The 19,847-nt window shown below is 65.8% G+C and carries 19 protein-coding genes; 8 read left to right on the forward strand and 11 right to left on the reverse strand.

What is annotated here, in order from left to right; genetic code table 11:
• Nucleotides 1-12: 12 nt before the first annotated feature.
• From CLM73_RS28070 to CLM73_RS28110, 9 genes are all read right to left on the reverse strand, one after another.
• Nucleotides 13-678, reverse strand: coding sequence for a DUF502 domain-containing protein (locus tag CLM73_RS28070; RefSeq protein WP_418904965.1), 666 nt, complete (start codon nt 676-678; stop codon nt 13-15).
• Between the two features lie 17 nt (nt 679-695).
• Nucleotides 696-1,037: an FmdB family zinc ribbon protein gene (locus tag CLM73_RS28075; RefSeq protein ID WP_105241217.1), complete on the reverse strand. Its 342-nt coding sequence runs from the start codon at nt 1,035-1,037 to the stop codon at nt 696-698.
• Between the two features lie 207 nt (nt 1,038-1,244).
• Nucleotides 1,245-2,528, reverse strand: a complete 1,284-nt coding sequence (locus tag CLM73_RS28080) for a putative Na+/H+ antiporter (protein WP_105241218.1) — start codon at nt 2,526-2,528, stop codon at nt 1,245-1,247.
• Nucleotides 2,529-2,652: 124 nt separating this feature from the next.
• The gene (locus tag CLM73_RS28085; protein WP_105241219.1) at nt 2,653-3,549 is read right to left on the reverse strand and encodes a DUF6999 family protein; all 897 of its coding nucleotides are present in this window, start codon (nt 3,547-3,549) and stop codon (nt 2,653-2,655) included.
• Nucleotides 3,546-5,501: a StlD/DarB family beta-ketosynthase gene (locus CLM73_RS28090; protein ID WP_105241220.1), complete on the reverse strand. Its 1,956-nt coding sequence runs from the start codon at nt 5,499-5,501 to the stop codon at nt 3,546-3,548. The genes CLM73_RS28085 and CLM73_RS28090 overlap by 4 nt, the downstream gene beginning before the upstream one ends.
• Before the next feature lie 35 nt (nt 5,502-5,536).
• Nucleotides 5,537-6,415, reverse strand: coding sequence for a fatty acid desaturase (locus CLM73_RS28095; RefSeq protein WP_199778370.1), 879 nt, complete (start codon nt 6,413-6,415; stop codon nt 5,537-5,539).
• Nucleotides 6,416-6,471: 56 nt separating this feature from the next.
• Nucleotides 6,472-7,257: a sterol desaturase family protein gene (locus tag CLM73_RS28100; protein WP_056571128.1), complete on the reverse strand. Its 786-nt coding sequence runs from the start codon at nt 7,255-7,257 to the stop codon at nt 6,472-6,474.
• Nucleotides 7,258-7,358: 101 nt separating this feature from the next.
• Nucleotides 7,359-8,273 carry a 4-hydroxy-tetrahydrodipicolinate synthase gene (gene dapA / locus CLM73_RS28105; RefSeq protein ID WP_105241221.1) on the reverse strand — a complete coding sequence of 305 codons (915 nt, stop codon included), beginning with the start codon at nt 8,271-8,273 and terminating at the stop codon, nt 7,359-7,361.
• 328 nt (nt 8,274-8,601) lie between these two features.
• Nucleotides 8,602-9,087 carry a GAF domain-containing protein gene (locus CLM73_RS28110; RefSeq protein ID WP_105241222.1) on the reverse strand — a complete coding sequence of 162 codons (486 nt, stop codon included), beginning with the start codon at nt 9,085-9,087 and terminating at the stop codon, nt 8,602-8,604.
• A gap of 142 nt (nt 9,088-9,229) precedes the next feature.
• Here CLM73_RS28110 and CLM73_RS28115 point away from each other — a divergent pair, with 142 nt between their 5' ends.
• The 5 genes from CLM73_RS28115 to CLM73_RS28135 all read left to right on the forward strand — a co-directional run bounded on the left by CLM73_RS28115 (nt 9,230) and on the right by CLM73_RS28135 (nt 14,014).
• A complete protein-coding gene (locus CLM73_RS28115; RefSeq protein ID WP_105241759.1) occupies nt 9,230-10,426 on the forward strand; it encodes a PLP-dependent aminotransferase family protein in 1,197 nt (398 codons plus the stop codon).
• 122 nt (nt 10,427-10,548) lie between these two features.
• Nucleotides 10,549-11,475 carry a 4-hydroxybenzoate octaprenyltransferase gene (gene ubiA / locus CLM73_RS28120; RefSeq protein WP_105241223.1) on the forward strand — a complete coding sequence of 309 codons (927 nt, stop codon included), beginning with the start codon at nt 10,549-10,551 and terminating at the stop codon, nt 11,473-11,475.
• 135 nt (nt 11,476-11,610) lie between these two features.
• On the forward strand, nt 11,611-12,015 hold the full coding sequence (locus CLM73_RS28125; RefSeq protein WP_105241224.1) for a DUF1090 domain-containing protein: 405 nt from the start codon (nt 11,611-11,613) through the stop codon (nt 12,013-12,015).
• A gap of 264 nt (nt 12,016-12,279) precedes the next feature.
• Entirely contained in the window at nt 12,280-12,675 is a 396-nt protein-coding gene (locus CLM73_RS28130; protein ID WP_082579055.1) for a DUF4148 domain-containing protein, read from the forward strand.
• A gap of 205 nt (nt 12,676-12,880) precedes the next feature.
• Entirely contained in the window at nt 12,881-14,014 is a 1,134-nt protein-coding gene (locus CLM73_RS28135; protein WP_105241225.1) for a saccharopine dehydrogenase family protein, read from the forward strand.
• Nucleotides 14,015-14,044: 30 nt separating this feature from the next.
• On the opposite strand, the gene glcC is transcribed toward CLM73_RS28135, so the two are convergent.
• The gene (gene glcC / locus CLM73_RS28140; RefSeq protein WP_056571113.1) at nt 14,045-14,809 is read right to left on the reverse strand and encodes a transcriptional regulator GlcC; all 765 of its coding nucleotides are present in this window, start codon (nt 14,807-14,809) and stop codon (nt 14,045-14,047) included.
• A 237-nt stretch (nt 14,810-15,046) separates the two neighbouring features.
• Between glcC and CLM73_RS28145 the strand changes: the two genes are divergently transcribed.
• From CLM73_RS28145 to CLM73_RS28155, 3 genes are all read left to right on the forward strand, one after another.
• Entirely contained in the window at nt 15,047-17,221 is a 2,175-nt protein-coding gene (locus CLM73_RS28145) for a malate synthase G (protein ID WP_105241760.1), read from the forward strand.
• Between the two features lie 159 nt (nt 17,222-17,380).
• On the forward strand, nt 17,381-17,998 hold the full coding sequence (locus tag CLM73_RS28150; RefSeq protein WP_105241226.1) for a TetR/AcrR family transcriptional regulator: 618 nt from the start codon (nt 17,381-17,383) through the stop codon (nt 17,996-17,998).
• 213 nt (nt 17,999-18,211) lie between these two features.
• The gene (locus CLM73_RS28155; RefSeq protein ID WP_105241227.1) at nt 18,212-19,066 is read left to right on the forward strand and encodes a cysteine hydrolase; all 855 of its coding nucleotides are present in this window, start codon (nt 18,212-18,214) and stop codon (nt 19,064-19,066) included.
• A gap of 94 nt (nt 19,067-19,160) precedes the next feature.
• On the opposite strand, the gene CLM73_RS28160 is transcribed toward CLM73_RS28155, so the two are convergent.
• Nucleotides 19,161-19,757: a TetR/AcrR family transcriptional regulator gene (locus tag CLM73_RS28160; protein ID WP_105241228.1), complete on the reverse strand. Its 597-nt coding sequence runs from the start codon at nt 19,755-19,757 to the stop codon at nt 19,161-19,163.
• Between the last annotated feature and the right edge of the window lie 90 nt (nt 19,758-19,847).

The following is a 19,847-nucleotide window of genomic DNA, read 5'->3' on the forward strand; positions in this document are numbered from 1 at the left end:
GGTGTGTAAGGGTTACGAATCGGCGCGGGGTGCGTCCTGCACGCCCGGCGCCGGAGAGAGCACAGCCGGCCGGACCACGGGCGTTGCCGCCGGGACCGGGGCGACCACGCCCATGGAAACGATGTACTTCAAGGCCGCGTCCACGCTCATCTGAAGGTCAACGACCTCGGCGCGAGGCACCATCAGGAAAAAGCCGGATGTGGGGTTGGGTGTCGTCGGCACATACAGGCTGATGTGGTCGCCAGGCAGGCTGTCGGCCACTTCACCGCTGGGCGTGCCGGTGACGAAAGCGATAGTCCAGGCGCCTGCCCGCGGATACTGCACCAGCACCGCGCGGCGAAACGCCTGTCCGTTGGGGGCAAGCACGGTATCGCTGACCTGCTTGACCGAGTTGTAGATGGAGCGCACGAGCGGGATGCGGCCCAGCAGGGTTTCCCACTGGTCCACCATGGTGCGGCCGATCAGGTTGGCGGCGAACACGCCCGTCAGAAGCACCACCACGATGACCAGGACGAAGCGGAAACCGGGAATGTCGATGCCGAACAGCGATTCGGACGACAGGAAGCCAGGCACGAACCCTTCGAGGGTGGCGACCAGCAGACCCAGTACCCACACCGTGATGACCAGGGGAACCCAGATCAGCAGCCCGGTGATGAAGTACTTCTTGATGACGCGCATCCGCATCGCGATGCGCTCTAGGAAGCAGCGCTGCCGGCAGCAGGCGTCGCCGGGGCCGGGGCTGCGGCAGGCGCTGCAGCCGGGGTGGCGGCGGGCGCGGCGCTGTCAGCGGATGCCGGCGCGCTTGCCGGGGCGGCGCCCGGGTTGCTGCCGTTGTTGCTGCTGTTGCCGCTGCCGTTGTTACGGAAGTCCGTGACATACCAGCCGGATCCCTTGAGCTGGAATCCAGCCGCGGTCACCTGCTTGGAAAACGTGCTTTGGCCGCATTCGGGGCAGACCGAAAGCGGCGCATCGGAAATCTTCTGCAAGACGTCTTTGGCGTGGCCGCAGGCGCTGCACTTGTAGGCGTAGATGGGCATCGAGGACTCCCAGGCGAGAAGCCCGGCATATCAAATTCCGCCTGCTGCCGCGCGCGGGCGCAAGGCTCGGCGGCTAGGCAAGGCCGGAAAAATACGGGAAAGTCTTGAATTTTAGCGGTTTTTCATAAAGCGTCGGAGTCCGCCCCTCCCTGCCGGCCGCCAGCCGACGGCCGGGGGATGGCCCCCCCGGTGCGGGCGGGCCCTTCCCTACACGGGCAGCAGGAACATCACGGCGGCCACCAGGGTGGGTCCCAAGGCGCACAGGAACAGGCGCCCGGATGAAATGCTGCCATCCGGGAAATGGTTCTTCAGGATCGCGAATCCAGCCGGATTGGGCGCGTTGGCGATCACCGTCAACCCGCCGCCCGTGACCGCGCCGGCCACCAGCATGTAGCGCCAGGCCTCGCTGGTGCCTTCCACGAGCGACCCCAGGTAGGTGAGCGCCGCGTTGTCGGTGATGGCCGTCAGCGCGGTGGCGCCCCAGAAGAGGACAAAAGGCTCCAGCCCGCCCAGCAGGTCCTGCAGCCACCATTTTTGCAACCCGCCCAGCACCACCAGCCCGGCCAGGAAGAAACCCACCATCAGGCCTTCCTTGATCATCAGGCGGTCCTGGTGACGCTTGTAAGCCTCGGAAAATCCGATGAACATCATCAAGAGGCCCAGGAAAATGGCCGGATGATGCGCGGTCAGTACGATGGCGACGAGGAACACCAGGTGCACCAGGATCACGATGGCGGGCACCGGCGGACGCTTGCCGGCGCCGTCCGGGGCATCGACGCCGCCACGTGTGCCCACCGCGCCTTCAAGCAGCGCCTTGCGGCAGATGAACGTCAGCAGACCCGCATTCAGGACGACCGCCACCGCCGCGCGCCAGCCGAAGTGCTGCAGCATGAAGGCCGAATCCCAGCCGAACGTGCCCGCCACCATCAGGACGGGCGGCGCGGCGTACGACGTCAGCACGCCGCCGATCGACACGTTCACGAACAGCACACCCAGGGTCAGGTACTTGAAACCGGTCCGGCCGCTGCTGCGGAAATAGGCGTCGCGCAGCAGGATGGCGGCCAGCGTCATCGCGGCAGGCTCGGTAATGAACGAGCCGCCCAGCGGCACCATGGCCATCACCACGAAGAAGGTCGACAGCTCGCGCGGCATCGGCAGCGCCCGCGCCACGATGCGGACCAGCAGCCCCACCAGCTCAAGAATCGGCCGGCTCGCCGCCACCACCATGATCACGAAGACGAACAGCGGTTCCGTGAAGTTGCGCGTGTCCATGTAGTCGATGGCGGCCGACGGTCCGGCCAGCGCCGCCATGGTCACGATCAGCGCGAAGGCCCAGACGCCGAAGACCGCCTCGACCTCGGAAAACAGGTGCCAGAAGCCCGCGTGCGGTCCGCCCCGATGCGCAAGGCGCGCGAAGAAGGGAACCGAGAAGGTGTGAAGAACCGCCACGGCAAACAGGAGGGTGGCGATGACTTCTAGCGTCTGGGGCATGTGCAGCAATTCCTATGACGCCCGGCGGATACGCGCTCCGGCGGGCTTGTCGGACAAGCGTCGCAATATAGCCCAGCGGCCCGCCGGTGTAACGCAGGGTCAACACTGATCCCTGCCGCCTTTTCTACGCGATCGGGGCCGGCGGTTCGGCGCCCGCCTGCGCCGCCTTCATCTCCATCAGCAGGCTGTGCAGCATCTCGGTGGACAGCCCGTGCAGCACCAGCCGGTAGCCGGCGCGCAACGTGGACATCGGCACCAGCGGATGGCTGTTGTTGACCAGGATCAGGTGCTGCGGCGCGCCCAGCAGCTTGGCCGCATAGATGCCGACGGTCTCATCGAGCTGCAACGAATTGGCCGCGCGCCAGAAGTCGTTATCGGTCAGCAGCAGTTGATACAGCGGCGTGAACAGCTCGATGGCGCTTTGCAGGTCCAGGAAGTTCAGCTTGCCTTGCGGCATGTCCTCCAGCCGAATCGGCGGGTCGCGCAGCATGGAAAAGTCCACCGTCTGCGGCGCGTGCATTTCCACGCCCGCATCGCGCAGCGCCTGGTTCAGCCGGATGACGAAGTTAAAGAGGTTCAGGTCGTGCTTGACGAACAGATCGTCCTTCAGGTCGTCGATCGTCATCGGCTCGAGCGGCGTGGTGCTGACGGGCACCGGCGAGTTCGCGGCGATGAAGGCCAGCGCCTGCGCCCCCAGGTGAAAGTGCCGCAGGATGAGCCAGTTGGCCTCGGGCGACACGAAGCGCTTCAGACCCCACGCCAGAATGCGGTGCAGCACCCGGGAATGCGACCAGCGGCGCGGCAGGAACGTCTTTACGATCTGGATCAGGATGATGAAGGCCCGCGCAAGCGGCCGCAGGAACGGCAGCAGGTACTGGCGCGACGCGCAGCTGGAATCCGTCAGCCAGGCCTTCTTGACCTTGTCCGGCAGCGGCGTGCTGCGGTCCAGGTACAGCGCGAGCCAGGGGCTGGGATCCGCGGGATCGTGCTCCCGGGCAAGGAATTCGGGCTCCTTGTTCATGCCGCGTCCGCCTCCATCACGTGATGAAACTGCATCAGGTAAAGCGCCGCCGTGCGGCGTGCGGTGTCGACGATGCGCTGCTCGGCGCGGCCGTCCTCGTCGCAATCGAGCGCCAGCTCCACCGCCGACAGCCAGCGCGCCAGATGATGCTCATCGTTGTGGCCGTGGTATTCCAGGAAGCGGAAGGCATCGGGCGGCAGCTTCAGGCTGGCCTTGAGCAGCGGCAGCAGGGCCGGCACGATGCGCTGCCCCGTGCCCTCGATGATGTAGATGGCTCCCAGAAGCCCGATCGGATCGCGCGTGGCGGCCAGGCTGTGCAGGTAGGCATTGAGCGCCTCGCCGCCGGGATTGCGGCGCAGGGCGTCGATGCTGTCCACCGTGCCGCCGGCGGTGCGGTAGTCGTCGAACAGTATCTGGAAGTCGTTCTGCTCCTCGCCCGCGTGCATGTCGATCAGCGCGGCCAGCGGCGCGTACTGCTCGGTCAGCGATGCAGCACCCTCGCGCATCCACTTGCTGCCTTCGCGCACCTGCGGAATCCAGTTCTCCATCCACGTCAGGTAATCCGCAGTCTGGAACTGGCGGTTGCGCAGGCGGCGGACCACCGGCGTGCGCCACACGCGCGAGCGGTAGTCGTGCCAGATCGCCGCCAACTCGGTCAGCAGCTGGCCCAGGCCTTGCGGCGCCATGTCGGGATCATGCGGCGGTGCGATGGCCTCGGCGTCGACGGACGCTGCATCCTCGCGCGCGGCGACGCCCGGCGTAGCGACGCCCGGCGTAGCGACGCCAGGCGCCCCAGCAGCAGCCGCGGGCTTGGCGTGCACCGCTTCGGCTTCCAGCAGCATGTAGGCCGCCATGAAGCGCCCGGATTCGGGGATGTAGCAGAAGATCTGCTCGCCCGGCTTGATCTCGCGGGTTTCCAGGAACTCGGCCAGCATGATCATGATGGAGGCGGCGCCCGTGTTGCCGCGCCACGCCAGGTTGCTGAACCAGCGCTCGCGCGGAATCACCAGGCCGGCCTTTTCCATCAGGTCTTCCACGACCGGGATGAATTTTTCCGATGAGTAATGGCACAGGAAATGATCGACCTGGTCCGGATCCACCCAGCCGTCGCGCACCAGCTTGGCGTACTCGTGGATGCCGATGTCGAACAGATGCGGCAACAGGCGGATGTCCTGGCGCAGCGACAGCGCGCCGTCGGCCTCGGCCTCGTTCCACGACGGATAATCCAGATGCCCCTTGCTCCGGTCGGCGGACAGCCCAAGCTGCATGCACACCGGATAGTCGCCCGAGAACGAGCGCTGATGCACCCACTTCAAGCGCAGCCGCACGCCTTGCGACGCGCCGGGCAGCGGCCGGTCGCCATTGCCCAGCAGCACCGCGCCGGCGCCATCCGACAGCATCCAGCGCAGGAAGTGCGCGTCGAAATCGGCGTCGTAACCGCGCGCGGCAAATCGGGAACGTTTGAAGAGGCGCGACGGCAGCTCGCTGGCCACGGCCAGGGCGCTGGCGTGCGCGCCCAGCTCCACGCCTTGCGCGGCCGCCTGGATCGCCGACACGCCTGCGGCGCAGATGCCGTGCACCGACAGGGTTTCCATCGGCGGCGCGGCCAGCTCGCCCTGGATCATGTTGGAAAAGCCCGGCATCAGCGCATCGCCGCCGGACGATCCGCTTGCCAGCAGCGACACGGCCGACAGATCGGTGTCGTGGCGCCGCAGGCAATCGCGAATCGCGTTGGCCGCGAGCTGCGCATTCGAGAACACGGTCGCGCCATCGCGATCAATCGCGTAGTAGCGTTGCTTGATGCCGTTTTCAGTCAGGATGCGGCTCTTGATCCGGCTGGACATGCGGTTCAGCGGCGCGATGTAGTCGTCCATGGCCTCGTTGGACACGGGCTCGCCCGGCATGAAATAGCCGGCGCTCTCCAGGTAGACACGTTGAAACGCAATGGGCATGGCGGATCTCTGGTTGGGAAATGGGGGGAGGGGCGCTAGCGGACGTGCTCGGGCGCCATGCAGGAACGGCTGCGAAAGCGCGGCACGAAAGCGCCCAGCACGAAGGTGCGGAACATGTAGAGCACGAGGCCGCGTTCATTCAGTTCGGCGCGCACGCGGCTGCGGTAGTGGTCGCGATGCAGGACGGTCAGTTCGGACCAGTGCGCGCGCGGATGCTCGTGATGCGCGGTGTGCAGGCCGATGTTAAAGAGGAGCGGATTGACCAGCCCCTCGAAATTGCGCGCGTAGTTCAGGCCCGCGACGTGCCGCGGCCCGCCGTCCGCATGCGCGTGCTGCAGGTAATTGGTGGCCAGCAGCCAATGCAGGCCGTGCAGCTGCGGAACAATCACGAATACCAACGCCTTGACCGGGTTCACTGCGATCAGCCCGGCCCACAAGCCCAGCCACGCGCCGTACTGCGCCATGCAATAGCGCCAGGCGCCCGGCCAATGCCGGCGCAGCCGGCCCAGCCACGCGAAGAACAGCGGATACAGGACCCAGCCCGCTTGCACCGGATGGATGATGTAGCCCCACAGGTGATTGGTGTCGCCGCCAAACCGGTACGTGCGCGCCACGTCGCGCTCGCCATGCTTGTAGCGGTGATGATTGGCCACGTGGGCCGGATAGAACACGAACGTCGGATGGCCCTGCAGCAGCGTGATCCAGAAGTCGGTGATGCGGTTGGCCCAGCGGCCGCGCCACATCCGGATGTGCGTGTGGTTGTGATGGATGACGCCGATGCCCAGGGTCAAGAACAGCATCAGCGCGTAGGCCGGCCACCAGAACCCGTTGAACCACTGCCAGGCCGCCAGCAGCGGCAGCGCGGCCAGATAGGCCAGGCTTTGCCAATCGCGCCGGTTGCGCAGCGCCGGCAGCGCGCGCCGCGGGGCATTCGGACGATTCGGGCCATTTGGGCCAATACTTGCCGCCACTATGCCGAGCCTCGCACGCCAGCGCCGGACTCGCGCTGCCGGTAGGCCTCCAGCTGGCGCTCGGCAGCCTCCGCCCCCAACCGCGTGCGGAACAGGCGATCCATGAAGGTGAACTGGAAGCCGTAATTGCCGTTGTAGCAGGCATGGTGCAGATGGTGCCGGCGGCTGGCGGCAAACCAGTGCGCGTACGAGACCTTGGGAAAGAAATCGTAGTTGGCGTGGCCGATGCAATTGAAGAACAGGCTGAAGATCGGCACCGACAACAGCGACCAGAAGCTGAAATCGTGCACCACCATGGGCAGCAGGATCACGTTGCCCAGCATCAGCGCCTCGATGGGATGAAAGCTGTAGGTTGAAAACGGCGTCGTCACCACCGACCGGTGGTGCGGCAGGTGAAAGCGGCGCAAGAGCCGCGTGTGCAGCAGCCGGTGATTGATCCAGAAATGCACGTCGTTCCAGGCCACCAGCGCCAGGATTTCCAGCACGATCTTCTGTCCGCTCGCGTCCGGATCCAGGCGCGCCCATCCCAGTTGCAAGAGGCCCCACGGAAAGATCATGCCGGTGCCGAACAGCAGGATCGACAGGCCGGACTGCGCCAGCTCACGGCGCAACTGGCCCGGCGCGAGCGGCCGTGGATCGAGCGGCCGGCCCAGGCCCAGGGCCGGCAGGATGTGCCGGGTCAGCAACCACGTGGCCGCGCCAAAGACCAGGTAGATGCCGCCGAAGAAGAGCAGCCCCGCCAGCATGACCTGCCAGGCGGACAAGGCTTCAAAAGCTTGACCCATGAAGGTTGTGTTTCACCCCGAAGAATGGCCGCATCATAAGCAATCCGTCAGCTTCCCGGTAGGGCATTTATTACCAATTGAATCCGGACGCCACAAAGCGCTCATGCGGCGCGCAGCGTGGGTTCCTGCGCCGGAAACTGGCGATCCACCGCGTCCACGGCGGCGTCCAATCGCGCCGCGAGCGCCGCGCTGGCCGGCAGCATGGGCAGACGCAATTCATTCGACAGCAGGCCCTGCCGTGCAAGCGCGGCCTTCAACGGACCGGGATTCGGCTCGCCGAACACCAGTTGGATCACCGGCGCCAACGCATGGAACAGCGCGCGGGCATCGTCCAGCCGCTGGGCTTGCACCGCGCGGTGCATCGCCACGAACAGATCGGGACGCAGGTGCGCGGCGGCGGCGATCATGCCGGTGGCGCCCAGGCACATCGCGGACAGCGATTGCAGATCCTCGCCCGCCAGCACATTCAACTGTCCATCGTTGATCAGCGCCACCGTCTTGTCCAGCGAGCCGCCGCAGTCCTTGATGGCGGCGATGTTGGGATGCGCAGCCAGGGCCAGCAGCGTCGGCGTTTCCAGCGTGGTGCCGGTCCGGTATGGAATGTCGTAGAGCACCAGGGGAAAACGCGAGGCATCGGCCAGGCAGCGGAAGTACGCCGCGGCCCCTTCCTGACCCGCCCGCACGTAGTACGGCGCGGGCGCCAGGATGCCGGCCAGCGGCCGCGTGCCGAACGCCGTCAGCCGCTGCAGCACGTGGCCCTGATGATTGCCCGCCAACCCCATGACGATGGGCAGGCCGCCCGCCTCGGCCAGCACCGCATCCAGCACGGCGAGCTGTTCGGCATCGTCCAGCGCCGCGGCCTCGCCCGTGCTGCCGCACACGACCAGCCCGTCGACGCCCGCGGCCACGTAGTGGCGCACGAGGCGGCGCAGCGCCCCGCCATCGACATGGCCGCCGGAAAACGGCGTGACCAGCGGCACCCAGACGCCCTGGAACAGAGATTGATTTGATTGCATGAGAACACTCCTTCGTAAGGACCGTTGGGGGGACCGTACAGAAGTGCTCGGGATGTCAGGGGGTGCGCGCGGAGGCGCCAAAGCGCCGCCAGGAGGCCGCTGTTCCGTCGCCCATCTGACGGAACAGCATGCTCCGGTCAGATGAGCGGCTGTTTTTTGGATTTCAGGCCGGCGGCAGCCAGCACCACGCCAAGGGCGCGGAGTCGGCTAGCAGTCTGGTGGGCCTGATGAATCATGGATGAGCGGGACGCGATATGCGGCGGATGCAGAAATCTACCGGGCGGGCGCGGCGGTGTCAACGCGGCGGCAAGGCGGGGCCTGCAGGCCTTCAGCCCAAGGCCGCCAGGAACACCGCGCACAGCGCTTCCATGCCCTTGCGGTCGTCTGCGTCGAACCGGTCCGGCACGGGGCTGTCCACGTCCCACACGCCGATCAGTTCACCCTTGTGCACCAGCGGCACCACGATTTCGGACCGCGAGGCCGCGTCGCAAGCGATGTGGCCGGGAAAGGCATGCACGTCCGGCACGAGCTGCGTCTGACGCTGGCTGGCGGCCGCGCCGCACACGCCGCGATTGAGCGGAATGCGCACGCACGCGGGCTTGCCCTGGAACGGTCCCAGGACGAGTTCCGTACCGTCAAAGAAATAAAAGCCCACCCAGTTCAGGTCGGGCAAGGCCTGAAACGCCAGCGCGCTCAGGTTGGCGGCGTTGGCGATGCGGTCGGGCTCGCCTTCCAGCAACGCACGCGCCTGAACGGCCAGTTCGGCATACAGGGCGGCTTTGGACTCGGCGGTGATGGGAGCGGCTTCGAACATGGATGTAACTGTACTGGCGGTTATCGATGCAGGTGATTTTAGGGGTTCCACCCGTTAAAGGGGCCGGACTGTTACCGTGTGGGACAATACTTCGTTGTCAAACGTATCAACCGACCCACCCTTCTTGATCAAGAAGCACGCCATGGACAAGCCCTTCGAACCTGCGTTTTCCTTTTCGGAACGCGCCCTGCAACTCACCAGCTCCGCCATCCGCGAGATTCTCAAGGTAACCGAGCGCCCCGAAGTCATTTCGTTCGCAGGCGGCCTGCCCGCGCCCGGCGGCTTCCCGGTAGAAGTGGTGCGTGCGGCATTCGACAAGGTACTGTCCACCAATGGCCGCGCTGCCCTGCAATACGGCCCCACCGAAGGCTACGCGCCCCTGCGCAAGTGGGTGGCCGATGACCTGACCGCATCGGGCGCCGACATCGCCCCCGACCAGGTCCTGATCGTCTCCGGCTCGCAGCAGGCGCTGGATCTGCTGGGCAAGGTGCTGATCGACAAGGACAGCAAGGTGCTGGTCGAAGACCCCAGCTACCTGGGCGCGCTGCAATCGTTCAGCCTGTACCAGCCGAACTTCGTGCCGGTGCCCACCGACGAAGGCGGCCTGATCCCCGAAGCGATCACGCCCGAGCTGGCTGACGGCGCCCGCTTCCTGTACGCCCTGCCCAACTTCCAGAACCCGACCGGCCGCACGCTCAACCTGGAACGCCGCATCGCGCTGGTCAAGCGCGCCGCCGAACTGGGCCTGGTCATCGTCGAGGACGATCCCTACGGCGAACTGCGCTACGCAGGCGAGCCGCAGCCCGGCCTGATCGCGCTGGCCAAGGAATACGGCGCCAACGTCGTGCGCCTGGGCACGTTCTCCAAGGTGCTGGCCCCCGGCCTGCGCCTGGGCTACATCGCCGGCGGCCGCGCGCTCATCAACAAGCTGGTGCAGGCCAAGCAGGCAACCGACCTGCACACGCCCACGCTGACGCAGATGGCCGTGTACGAGATCGTCAAGGACGGCTTCCTGGCCGAACACCTGCCCAACGTGCGCGAGATCTACCGCGCCCAGGGCAGCTGCATGCTGGACGCCATCCAGAAGGAATTCCCGTCCACCGTCACCTGGACCAAGCCGGAAGGCGGCATGTTCATCTGGCTGACGCTGCCCGAGCACATCGACAGCACCAAGCTGCTGGAAAAGGCCATCGCGCAGAACGTGGCCTTCGTGCCCGGCGCGCCGTTCTACAGCGGCGAAGGCAAGCGCAACACGCTGCGCCTCAGTTTCGCCACCGTGCCGGAAGACAAAATCCGCACCGGCATCGCCATCCTGGGCAAGCTGCTGAAGGCGGAATGACGGGTTACACCGCCGACGTCCCGCCAGGGACCACGCGGAGGCCTTGAACACCGATCGGCCGGGCGCGATGCCCGGCCGTTGTTTTATGCTGTCGGCTTTCCCGACCACTTTTGACCGTGACAGTGAGCGCTTCGCAACAATCCCCCGCCGATCTCAGTGACATCGTCTTCACCGACTGGGTCGAACGCTGGCTCCCGAAGTCGTGGCGGCCCTACGCGCGGCTGTGCCGCCTGGACCGCCCCATCGGCACCTGGCTGACCCTGCTGCCGGCCATCGCCGCGCTGGTCCAGGCCGCGGGCGGCCTGCCCGACCTGCAACGCCTGATCGTCTTTTCGCTGGGCGCCCTGCTGATGCGCGGCATCGGCTGCACGGTCAACGACATGTGCGACCGCGACTTCGACAAGCACGTCGAGCGCACGCGCTTCCGTCCGCTGACCAGCGGCCAGTTGTCGATGAAGAACGCCGTGTGGTTCCTGCTGGGCCAGCTGCTGGTCTGCGGGTCGCTGCTGTTCTTCCTGAACGACATGAGCCGCTGGCTGGCCGTGGCCGTGCTGCCCTTCGTCTTCATCTATCCGCTGTGCAAGCGCGTCACCTACTGGCCGCAGGTCGTGCTGGGCATCTGCTTCAACTGGGGCATGCTGATGGCCTGGTCGGACACGCAGAACCACGTGCCGCTCGCCGCCATCGCCATGTGGCTGGGCGCGGTGTTGTGGCAGGTGGGCTATGACAGCATCTACGCCTACGTCGACGTGCGCGACGACCGCAGCGTGGGCCTGCACTCGACCGCCATGCGCTTCGGCGATCAAGGCAAGCTCTGGATCGGCGGGTTCTACGTCGGCACCGTGCTGCTGTGGGCCTGGGGCGGATACGCAATCGGCCTGTCGTGGGCGTATCAGGTCGGCATGGTGGCCGTGGCCGCGCATCTTGCCTGGCAATTGAAGGTCTTCGACATCCAGCATCCCCAACGCAACTTCATGCTGTTCCGCGCCAACCTGTGGCTGGGCGCATTGCTGGTCGTGGCGGCGCTCGCCGGCACGCTGATCCGCTGACGCGGCGCGGTTGACACGCTGACGCTGCATTGGCGACGGGGGCCCAGCCGCCCCCAGTCAATCGCGTCGTGCATTTGCGGGATTGCCAACCGCGGGCGATGATGGGCTTTCCACCCCCCGTCACGGAGTCACCGCATGCCCGCAATGATCAAATCCCTGACCACCGCCGCCGCCGTGTGCGCCCTCTTTGCCACGCTGCCGGCCCAGGCCGCCACCGACTGCGCCCCGCTGCGCGGTTGCGAGGCCAAGTTCTGCCACATCGAGAACGACATCGCCGCCGCGCAGGCGCAGAACAACTCGCGCCGCGAGGCGGGCCTGCGCAAGGCGCTGTCCGAGGCCAAGGCAAGCTGCACCGACAGCCGCCTGCAATCGCAACGCGAAGCCGACGTGCGCGAAAAACAATCCAAGGTCACCGAACGCCAGCAGGAGCTGAAAGAGGCGCAGGCCAAGGGCAAGCAGGACAAGATCGACAAGGCCCAGCGCAAGCTCGAAGAAGCGCAGACCGAATACAACGACGCACTGGCCGATCTGAACCGCTGAAGCGGTGCTTCCCACGGGCCAGCGCGTCCGCACGCGCTGGCCGGAAATCTGACGCGTCACGCAATGGAAATATCGCCACCCATGGCGCCAACATGGACAATCCAAACCGATTAGCCATGATTTTGGAAAGATGTTTTCAGGTAATAAGGGTTTATCCCAGGGTTGTTTAGGCACAGAATGCCTCTCATCGGGACACAGCAAGCGAGCCCCAGGCAGTCAGGCCTAGGGCTCGAATCCCAAGCTCACAAGACTCGGAGGTCTGCCATGAAAACCCTTGCTACCGCACTGATGCTGTCCATGTCCGTTCTGGCTGCTGGCGCTCAAGCCGCCGAAGCCGACCAAGCTCCCACCCGCGCTCAAGTTCAAGCTGAACTGCAACAAGCCAAGGTTTCGGGCCAATACACGTTCGGCGAAGAAGGCTACCCCGCCCCCATCGCTCAACACTCCAGCCTGACCTCGCAGCAAGTCCAAGCCGAACTGGCCCAGGCCAAGAACGCCGGCCAAGTGACCTTCGGCAACATGGACTACCCGCCCGTCGCCGCCTCGGCTTCCGCCACGTCGCTGACCCGCGCCCAAGTTGAATCGCAACTGGCACAAGCCAAGACCGAAGGCCTGGTGACCTTCGGCAACCTGGACTATCCCCCCCACCTGGGCAGCTGATCCACGGGCCACGTCGGCCGTGAATCCGCTACCAGGCAGCCCTCTGGCCACAAGCCAGAGGGCTTTTTGTTTGACGTTTCAACGGCGTCAACGGTCATAACGACGTGACTTGCGGCCGGTTCGACGCTTTAGCCGCTACAAATCGACAGCACTCCCGCATAGGATGGGGCCACTTCCCTTCCCTCTCATTTGCAGGAGCCGCACCATGTCCACGCACACCAAGCCCATCGTTCTGCTGGGCGCCGGAAAAATCGGTTTTGCGATCGCGCTGATGCTGGAACGCAGCGGCGACTATTCCGTCCTTGTCGCGGACCAGGACGCCGGCCGGCTGGCCGTTCTTGCCGAACTGGGCTGCGAGACGCGACAGGTCAGCGACGATGCCGGCGTGGCGCGCTGCATCGAAGGCGCGTACGCGGTGGTCAATGCGCTGCCGTTTCATCGCGCGATCGCGGTGGCGGGCCTGTGCGCGAAGGCCGGCGTGCATTACTTCGATTTGACCGAGGACGTGGCCAGCACTCATGCGATCCAGGCGCTGGGCATCCAGGCGCTGGGCAATGACACCGGCGCCGTACTGATGCCGCAATGCGGCCTGGCGCCCGGCTTCATCGGCATCGTCGGCAACGCGCTGGCGCGCCGCTTCGACACCTTGCTCGACCTGCGCATGCGCGTCGGCGCGCTGCCGCGCTATCCCTCCAACAGCCTGCGCTACAACCTGACGTGGAGCACCGAAGGGCTGATCAACGAATACTGCAACCCGTGCGAGGCGATCGTCGACGGCCAGCTCACCAGCGTGCCCGCGCTGGAGGGCTACGAAACCTTTGCGCTGGACGGCGTGGAGTACGAAGCCTTCAACACCTCCGGCGGCCTGGGCACCTTGCCCGCCACGCTGCTGGGCCGCGCGCGCAACGTCGACTACAAGTCGGTGCGCTATCCCGGCCACTGCAACATCATGAAGCTGCTGCTCAACGACCTGCGCCTGCGCGACCGCCGCGACCTGCTCAAGGACATCTTCGAGTCGGCCATCCCCACCACCGAACAGGACGTGATCGTCATCCAGGCATCGGCCTCCGGCTACCGCCATGGCCGACTGGAAGAGGAGTCGTATCCGATTCGTGTGTTCGGCGCGGAAGTCGACGGCCATCGCCTGAGCGCGATCCAGCTGTCCACCGCGGCGGGCATCTGCGCCGCGCTCGATCTGGTGGCGCATGGCAGTTTGCCGCAACGGGGCTTCGTGGGGCAGGAGGCCATCGGCCTGGAGGCATTGCTCTCCAACCGCTTTGGCCGCATCTACGCGGGCAAGCCGCTGGCGCTGGCCAGCTGCGCCGTGGCCGACCGCTAGAACCGGAATCGCCTCCGGCCGCGCGCGACCCTACGTCCAGCCTTCCAGCCGCAGCGTCGCGCGCACCAGCCGCTGCTCTTCCTGCTCGATATCCGACAGGCTCTGGCGCACGCTGTCCACATGATCTGCAGCGGCCTTGCGCGCCTGCTCGGGCTGGCGTCCGATCACGGCATTGAACAGCCGCGTGTGCTGGCGGTCGATCTGCCGTTTTTCAGGTTCGCGGTGGTACAGGTTGTTCACGCACGCGAACACCGATCCCAGCAGCAGATCCGTCAGCGATTGCAGCGTGTGCACCAGCACGGGATTGTGCGAGGCCTCGCAGATCGCCAGATGAAAGGCGTGGTCCAGATGCGCGTGCGTGGCAGTATCGGTGGCGGCGCCCTGCGCGGACACCATCTCGTCATACCGGCGCCGGATCATGATGAAATCCGCTTCGGTCCCGCGGATGGCTGCCAGCCGCGCCGATTCGGCCTCCAGCAGCGACCGCACTTCCAGCAGGTCGTACAGCGTGCGCGGCTGCGAATTGAACAGGTGCATCAGCGGCCCGGCGTCCACCTTCGAGATGCGCGCGACGAACGAGCCCTTGCCCTGCGCCGTGTGAATGATCTCGCGCGCGCGCAGCAGTTTCAGGCCCTCGCGCAGCGCCGTGCGCGATACGCCCAGCTTTTCGGTCAGGCGCCGCTCGGACGGCAGGGCCTGGCCCGCCTTGAGCACGCCGTCCAGAATCAGCCGCTCGATGCGTTCGGCCACTTCATCGGCCACCTGACGGGGCTTTTCTTCAATTTCCGCGTGCATGCAATCTCCGCACCAGTGGTATGACCATGCGCGGTCGGCGCTCGCGCGGCTCGGCCTTGCCTCGGTAAGTGGCTGATATCAAACCATAAAAAATGACGCTCTGCCCGGCGTGCGCTGCACAAACTGGTATGACCAGCGGGTTTCCGTATGGACATCGGCGCGGTCGCGGACGATGATGTCAGCACCCCTCATCCGGCGCGGCGCGCCGGTCAGCCTTACTCATCGTCAGAGACCCGCATGACTCAACGCATCCAGCACCACGGCCTGCAAGTGGCGGCCAATCTCAGCCAATTCATCGAACAGGAAGCCCTGCCCGGCTCCGGCCTGGATGCCGACGGCTTCTGGCAAGGCTTCGCCGCCCTGGTGCACGATCTGGCGCCGAAGAACCGGGCTTTGCTGGTCGAACGCGACCGCCTGCAGGCCGAACTGGATGCCTGGCATCGCGCCCATCCCGGCCCCATCACGGAGCCCGCCGCGTACCGCAAGTTCCTCGAAGGCATCGGCTACCTGCTGCCGCAGCCCGCCACCGTGCGCGCCACCACCGACAACGTGGACACCGAGATCTCGCAGCAGGCCGGCCCGCAGCTCGTCGTGCCGATGTCCAATCCTCGCTATGCGCTTAACGCCGCCAACGCGCGCTGGGGCAGCCTGTACGACGCCCTGTACGGCACCGACGCCATCCCGGCCACGCCCGGCGACACGGGTAAGGGCTACAACCCGGAACGCGGCGCCGCCGTGATCGCCCGCGCGCGCAGCTTCCTGGACACCGCGGCGCCCCTCGCGCAAGGCTCGCACGCCGACGCCAAGGGCTACACCGTTGAAGGCGGCCAGCTTCGCGTAGTGCTTGCCACGGGCGCAACCGGCTTGAAGTCCGGCGCGCAATTCGTCGGCTACCAAGGCGACGCATCCGCCCCCACGGCCATCCTGCTCAAGAACAACGGGCTGCATTTCGAGATCCAGATCGACCGCGCCAGCACCATCGGCGGCACCGATGCGGCCGGCGTGAAAGATGTGGTGGTCGAGGCCGCGCTCACCACCATCATGGACTGCGAAGACTCGGTCGCGGCCGTCGACGGCGACGACAAGGTCCAGATCTACCGCAACTGGCTTGGCCTGATGAAGGGCGACCTGACCGAGGACGTCACCAAGGGCGGCAAAACCTTCACCCGCAAGCTCAACGCCGACCGCAGCTACACGCGTCCGGACGGCTCGGCGCTCACGCTGCATGGCCGCTCGCTCATGTTCGTGCGCAACGTCGGTCACCTGATGACCAACCCGGCCGTGCTGGACCGCGATGGCCAGGAGATCCCCGAAGGCATTCTGGATGCAGTCGTCACCAGCCTGGCCGCGGTGCAGGACCGCAAGCTCAAGCTCAACTCGCGCACGGGCTCCGTCTACATCGTGAAGCCCAAGATGCACGGCCCCGCCGAAGCCGCATTCGCCAGCGAACTCTTTGACCGCGTCGAAGACCTGATCCGCGTGCCGCGCCACACCCTGAAAATGGGCATCATGGACGAAGAGCGCCGCACCAGCGTCAACCTCAAGGCCTGCATCGAAGCCGCCGCCTCGCGCGTCGCGTTCATCAACACCGGCTTTCTGGACCGCACGGGCGACGAAATGCACTCCGGCATGGAAGCCGGCCCCATGCTGCGCAAGGGCGACATGAAGTCCAGCGCGTGGATCACCGCGTACGAGCGCAACAACGTGCTGGTTGGCCTGGACGCCGGCCTGCGCGGCCGCGCCCAGATCGGCAAGGGCATGTGGGCCATGCCCGACCTGATGGCCGCGATGCTCGAGCAGAAGATCGCGCATCCCAAGGCCGGCGCCAATACCGCCTGGGTGCCCTCGCCCACGGCCGCCACGCTGCATGCGCTGCATTACCACCAGGTTGACGTGCAGGCAGTCCAGCAGGAACTCGAACGCACCAAGCTGGACAGCGTGCGCGACGAACTGCTCAATGGCCTGCTCACGGTGCCGGTCGGCGATCCCAGCAAGTGGTCCGCCGCCGACATCCAGCAGGAACTGGACAACAACGTGCAAGGAATCCTCGGCTATGTGGTCCGCTGGATCGACCAGGGCGTGGGCTGCTCGAAAGTCCCGGACATCCACAACGTGGGCCTGATGGAAGACCGCGCCACGCTGCGCATCTCCAGCCAGCACATTGCCAACTGGCTGCGTCACGGCATCACGAACCGCGATCAGGTCACGGAGACCTTCAAGCGCATGGCGAAGGTCGTCGACGGGCAGAACGCAGGTGACCCACTCTACCAGCCGATGGCCGGCAACTTCGACACGTCGCTGGCCTTCAAGGCCGCATGCGCGCTGGTGTTCGAAGGCCTGACGCAACCCAACGGCTACACCGAGCCGCTGCTGCACAAGTACCGCCTGGAATACAAGGCCGCGCGCGGCTGATTTAGCGCCACGTTTGATCAGGCCGGACGGCAATGCCGTCCGGCTTTTTATTGGGTTTACATCGGCGCCAAAGGCGCGGAATGACGCCGCTATCTTTCTGCCCATCCCGCCCCGATTAAAAATTGCTCGTTTTTCGCACGATCGTGCTAAATTCCCGCCATGACTGCAAAAACCGAGAAAAGCGAACTCACCTTCGCGGCCATCGTGAACACGGCCCTCGACATGGCCGCCGCGCAAGGCATGGAAAGCCTCTCGCTGGGCCAGGTCGCCAAACGGCTCGGCATCAGCAAGAGCGGCGTCTTCTCGCGCGTCGGCTCACTCGAAGCCCTGCAGCAGGCGGTGCTGGACGAATACGATCGGCGCTTCGTTGAAGCGGTCTTCACGCCGGCCATGGCCTATCCGCGGGGCCTGCCGCGCCTGAACGCCTTGGTGTCGCTGTGGATCGACCGCGCCAGCAATGTCGAAACGCTCACCGGCTGCATCTACGTGGCGGGCGCGTTCGAGTACGACGATGTCGACTCGCCGCTGCGCTCTGTGCTGGAGCAAAACTTGAAGCGCTGGCGTGCCGCGATGGTGCGTACGGTCAACCAGGCGCTCGAGGCCGGCCATCTGCGCCCTGACACGGACCCGCAGCAACTCGTGTTCGAGGTCTACAGCCTGATGATCGGCTTGATGCACGATGCCCGCTTCCTGCGCGACCCCAAGGCGCACGAGCGTGTGAAGGCCGGCTACGAGCGGCTGATCTCCACGTATCGCAGCTTCAAATACATCGAGTAGTCCCACCCCGAGCCGGCGTTGCGCCGGCTTTGCTTTCACTACATTTCGCACGACCGTGCGAATATTGACAGGAGCAGGTCATGTGGATTCTTATTCCGATTGGCGCGTTAGGCGTATCGTCAGTCCTTTGGCGCCAGTGGCGATCGCTGCTGCGCCAGTTGCCCGACCGCGCCGAGGATCTCGTGCTGTTCTGACTTCACCCGCCCACCCATCATGCCGCGTTCCACTCACCTGCTGATCGTCGACCCGCAAAACGATTTCTGCGACCTGCCCGAGTCGTACCGGCCCATTGACCCGCTGACCGGATTGGCAGTCGCGCCCGCGCTGCCCATCGCAGGCGCCCATGCGGACATGCAGCGGCTGGCGCGCTTCATCGACGCCACCGCCCCCGCGCTCTCGTCGATCACGGTCACGCTGGATTCGCACCACCGTCTGGACATCGCGCATCCCACGTTCTGGCGCGCGGGCAATGGCGATCCGGTTGCGCCTTTCACGCCGATCACGGCAGCGCAATTGCGCGCCGGCGAATTCGTGCCACGGCATGACGACGACCTGCCACGCACGCTCAATTACCTGGATGAACTGGAAGCCCGCGGCCGCTACACGCTGATGGCGTGGCCGGTGCATTGCGAAATCGGCACGTGGGGCCACAACGTGCATGCCGACGTGCGCGCCGCCTACGGCCGCTGGGAAGAAGATCGCCAGTTCATCGTGCGCAAGGTGCCCAAAGGCGCCAACCCCTGGACCGAACACTACAGCGCGCTGATGGCCGAGGTGCCCGACGCCGACGATCCGCGCAGCCAGCTCAACCGCGGCTTGCTGGACTCGCTGGACCGCGCGGATCTGATTCTCATCGCGGGCGAGGCGGGCAGCCACTGCGTCAAGGCCACCGTCGAACACCTGGCCGAGCATCTGCCCGGCGGCAACCTGTCGCGCATCGTGCTGCTGACGGATTGCATGAGTCCCGTCGCGGGCTTTGCCCACGCGCAGTCGAGCTTTCTGCAACGCATGCGGGACCTCGGCGTGCAGGAGCGCACCAGCACGGACATGGCGCGCGCGTTGGCGTGAAGCGGGCCACACAGTCGATGCGCCCAAACACAACGGCCGCCTGCGTCAGCAAGGCGGCCGTGAAACGTGAAAGCGTGTAGTCAGCGCGAGGCGTTCAGGCGCCGTGGCACGTCTTGCCTTCGCATTCGACGTAAAGCGCGCTGATCGCCTCGCACAACGCGGGCGGTTGCTGGAACAGACGCGACACCAGCAGACAACCCTGGATCGTCGCGAACACCGCCCGCCCCGCCGCTTCCGGCGTGCCGGAAAACTTCAGCGTTCCTTGCGCCGCGCCTTCGGCCAGCACGCGGGCCAGCCACGCTTCATGCGCGCGGAAGAATCCCTGCAGCGCGCCGCGGACCCGTTCGGACAGGCTCATCACGTCGGCGGCCAACATGCCGCCCAGACAGAGTTCACCGGAGCCGCAGGCAGCGGATTCCATCATGGAAAGATATTTTTCGAGCTGCGCCTGCGCCGGTTGCGCGGTGTCGATCCCGCGCACCGCGCCAAGTGCACGCGTGCTGTAGGCCTCGACGGCCTCATACAGCAGGTCGTCCTTGCCCGGAAAGTAGTAATGGATGCTGGACGTCTTGACGCCCACATGTTCAGCCAGGTCGCGGTAGCTGAAGCCGTTGCATCCGCGCATGCGGATCAGCTTCTCGGCGTGGGCCAGAAGCAGTTCGCGAGTGGTGTTGGAAGTCGGGGTATCCATGGCCGCATATTACCTACTAATAGGTCGGTTCGTCATTGGGACGGTCCCTTATCGGCATCTCCGAGAAGGCCGCTCAACGCCGCCGACAGT

Origin of the sequence: Achromobacter spanius (assembly GCF_002966795.1) — a bacterium.
GTDB classification, from domain to species: domain Bacteria; phylum Pseudomonadota; class Gammaproteobacteria; order Burkholderiales; family Burkholderiaceae_B; genus Achromobacter; species Achromobacter spanius_D.

Coding starts and splice junctions, on each gene's coding strand:
- CLM73_RS28070 (WP_418904965.1), bottom strand. CDS start 678: ATGCGCGTCATCAAGAAGTACTTCATCACCGGGCTGCTGATCTGGGTT.
- CLM73_RS28075 (WP_105241217.1), bottom strand. CDS start 1,037: ATGCCCATCTACGCCTACAAGTGCAGCGCCTGCGGCCACGCCAAAGAC.
- CLM73_RS28080 (WP_105241218.1), bottom strand. CDS start 2,528: ATGCCCCAGACGCTAGAAGTCATCGCCACCCTCCTGTTTGCCGTGGCG.
- CLM73_RS28085 (WP_105241219.1), bottom strand. CDS start 3,549: ATGAACAAGGAGCCCGAATTCCTTGCCCGGGAGCACGATCCCGCGGAT.
- CLM73_RS28090 (WP_105241220.1), bottom strand. CDS start 5,501: ATGCCCATTGCGTTTCAACGTGTCTACCTGGAGAGCGCCGGCTATTTC.
- CLM73_RS28100 (WP_056571128.1), bottom strand. CDS start 7,257: ATGGGTCAAGCTTTTGAAGCCTTGTCCGCCTGGCAGGTCATGCTGGCG.
- dapA (WP_105241221.1), bottom strand. CDS start 8,273: ATGCAATCAAATCAATCTCTGTTCCAGGGCGTCTGGGTGCCGCTGGTC.
- CLM73_RS28110 (WP_105241222.1), bottom strand. CDS start 9,087: ATGTTCGAAGCCGCTCCCATCACCGCCGAGTCCAAAGCCGCCCTGTAT.
- CLM73_RS28115 (WP_105241759.1), top strand. CDS start 9,230: ATGGACAAGCCCTTCGAACCTGCGTTTTCCTTTTCGGAACGCGCCCTG.
- CLM73_RS28125 (WP_105241224.1), top strand. CDS start 11,611: ATGCCCGCAATGATCAAATCCCTGACCACCGCCGCCGCCGTGTGCGCC.
- CLM73_RS28130 (WP_082579055.1), top strand. CDS start 12,280: ATGAAAACCCTTGCTACCGCACTGATGCTGTCCATGTCCGTTCTGGCT.
- CLM73_RS28135 (WP_105241225.1), top strand. CDS start 12,881: ATGTCCACGCACACCAAGCCCATCGTTCTGCTGGGCGCCGGAAAAATC.
- glcC (WP_056571113.1), bottom strand. CDS start 14,809: ATGCACGCGGAAATTGAAGAAAAGCCCCGTCAGGTGGCCGATGAAGTG.
- CLM73_RS28145 (WP_105241760.1), top strand. CDS start 15,047: ATGACTCAACGCATCCAGCACCACGGCCTGCAAGTGGCGGCCAATCTC.
- CLM73_RS28150 (WP_105241226.1), top strand. CDS start 17,381: ATGACTGCAAAAACCGAGAAAAGCGAACTCACCTTCGCGGCCATCGTG.
- CLM73_RS28155 (WP_105241227.1), top strand. CDS start 18,212: ATGCCGCGTTCCACTCACCTGCTGATCGTCGACCCGCAAAACGATTTC.
- CLM73_RS28160 (WP_105241228.1), bottom strand. CDS start 19,757: ATGGATACCCCGACTTCCAACACCACTCGCGAACTGCTTCTGGCCCAC.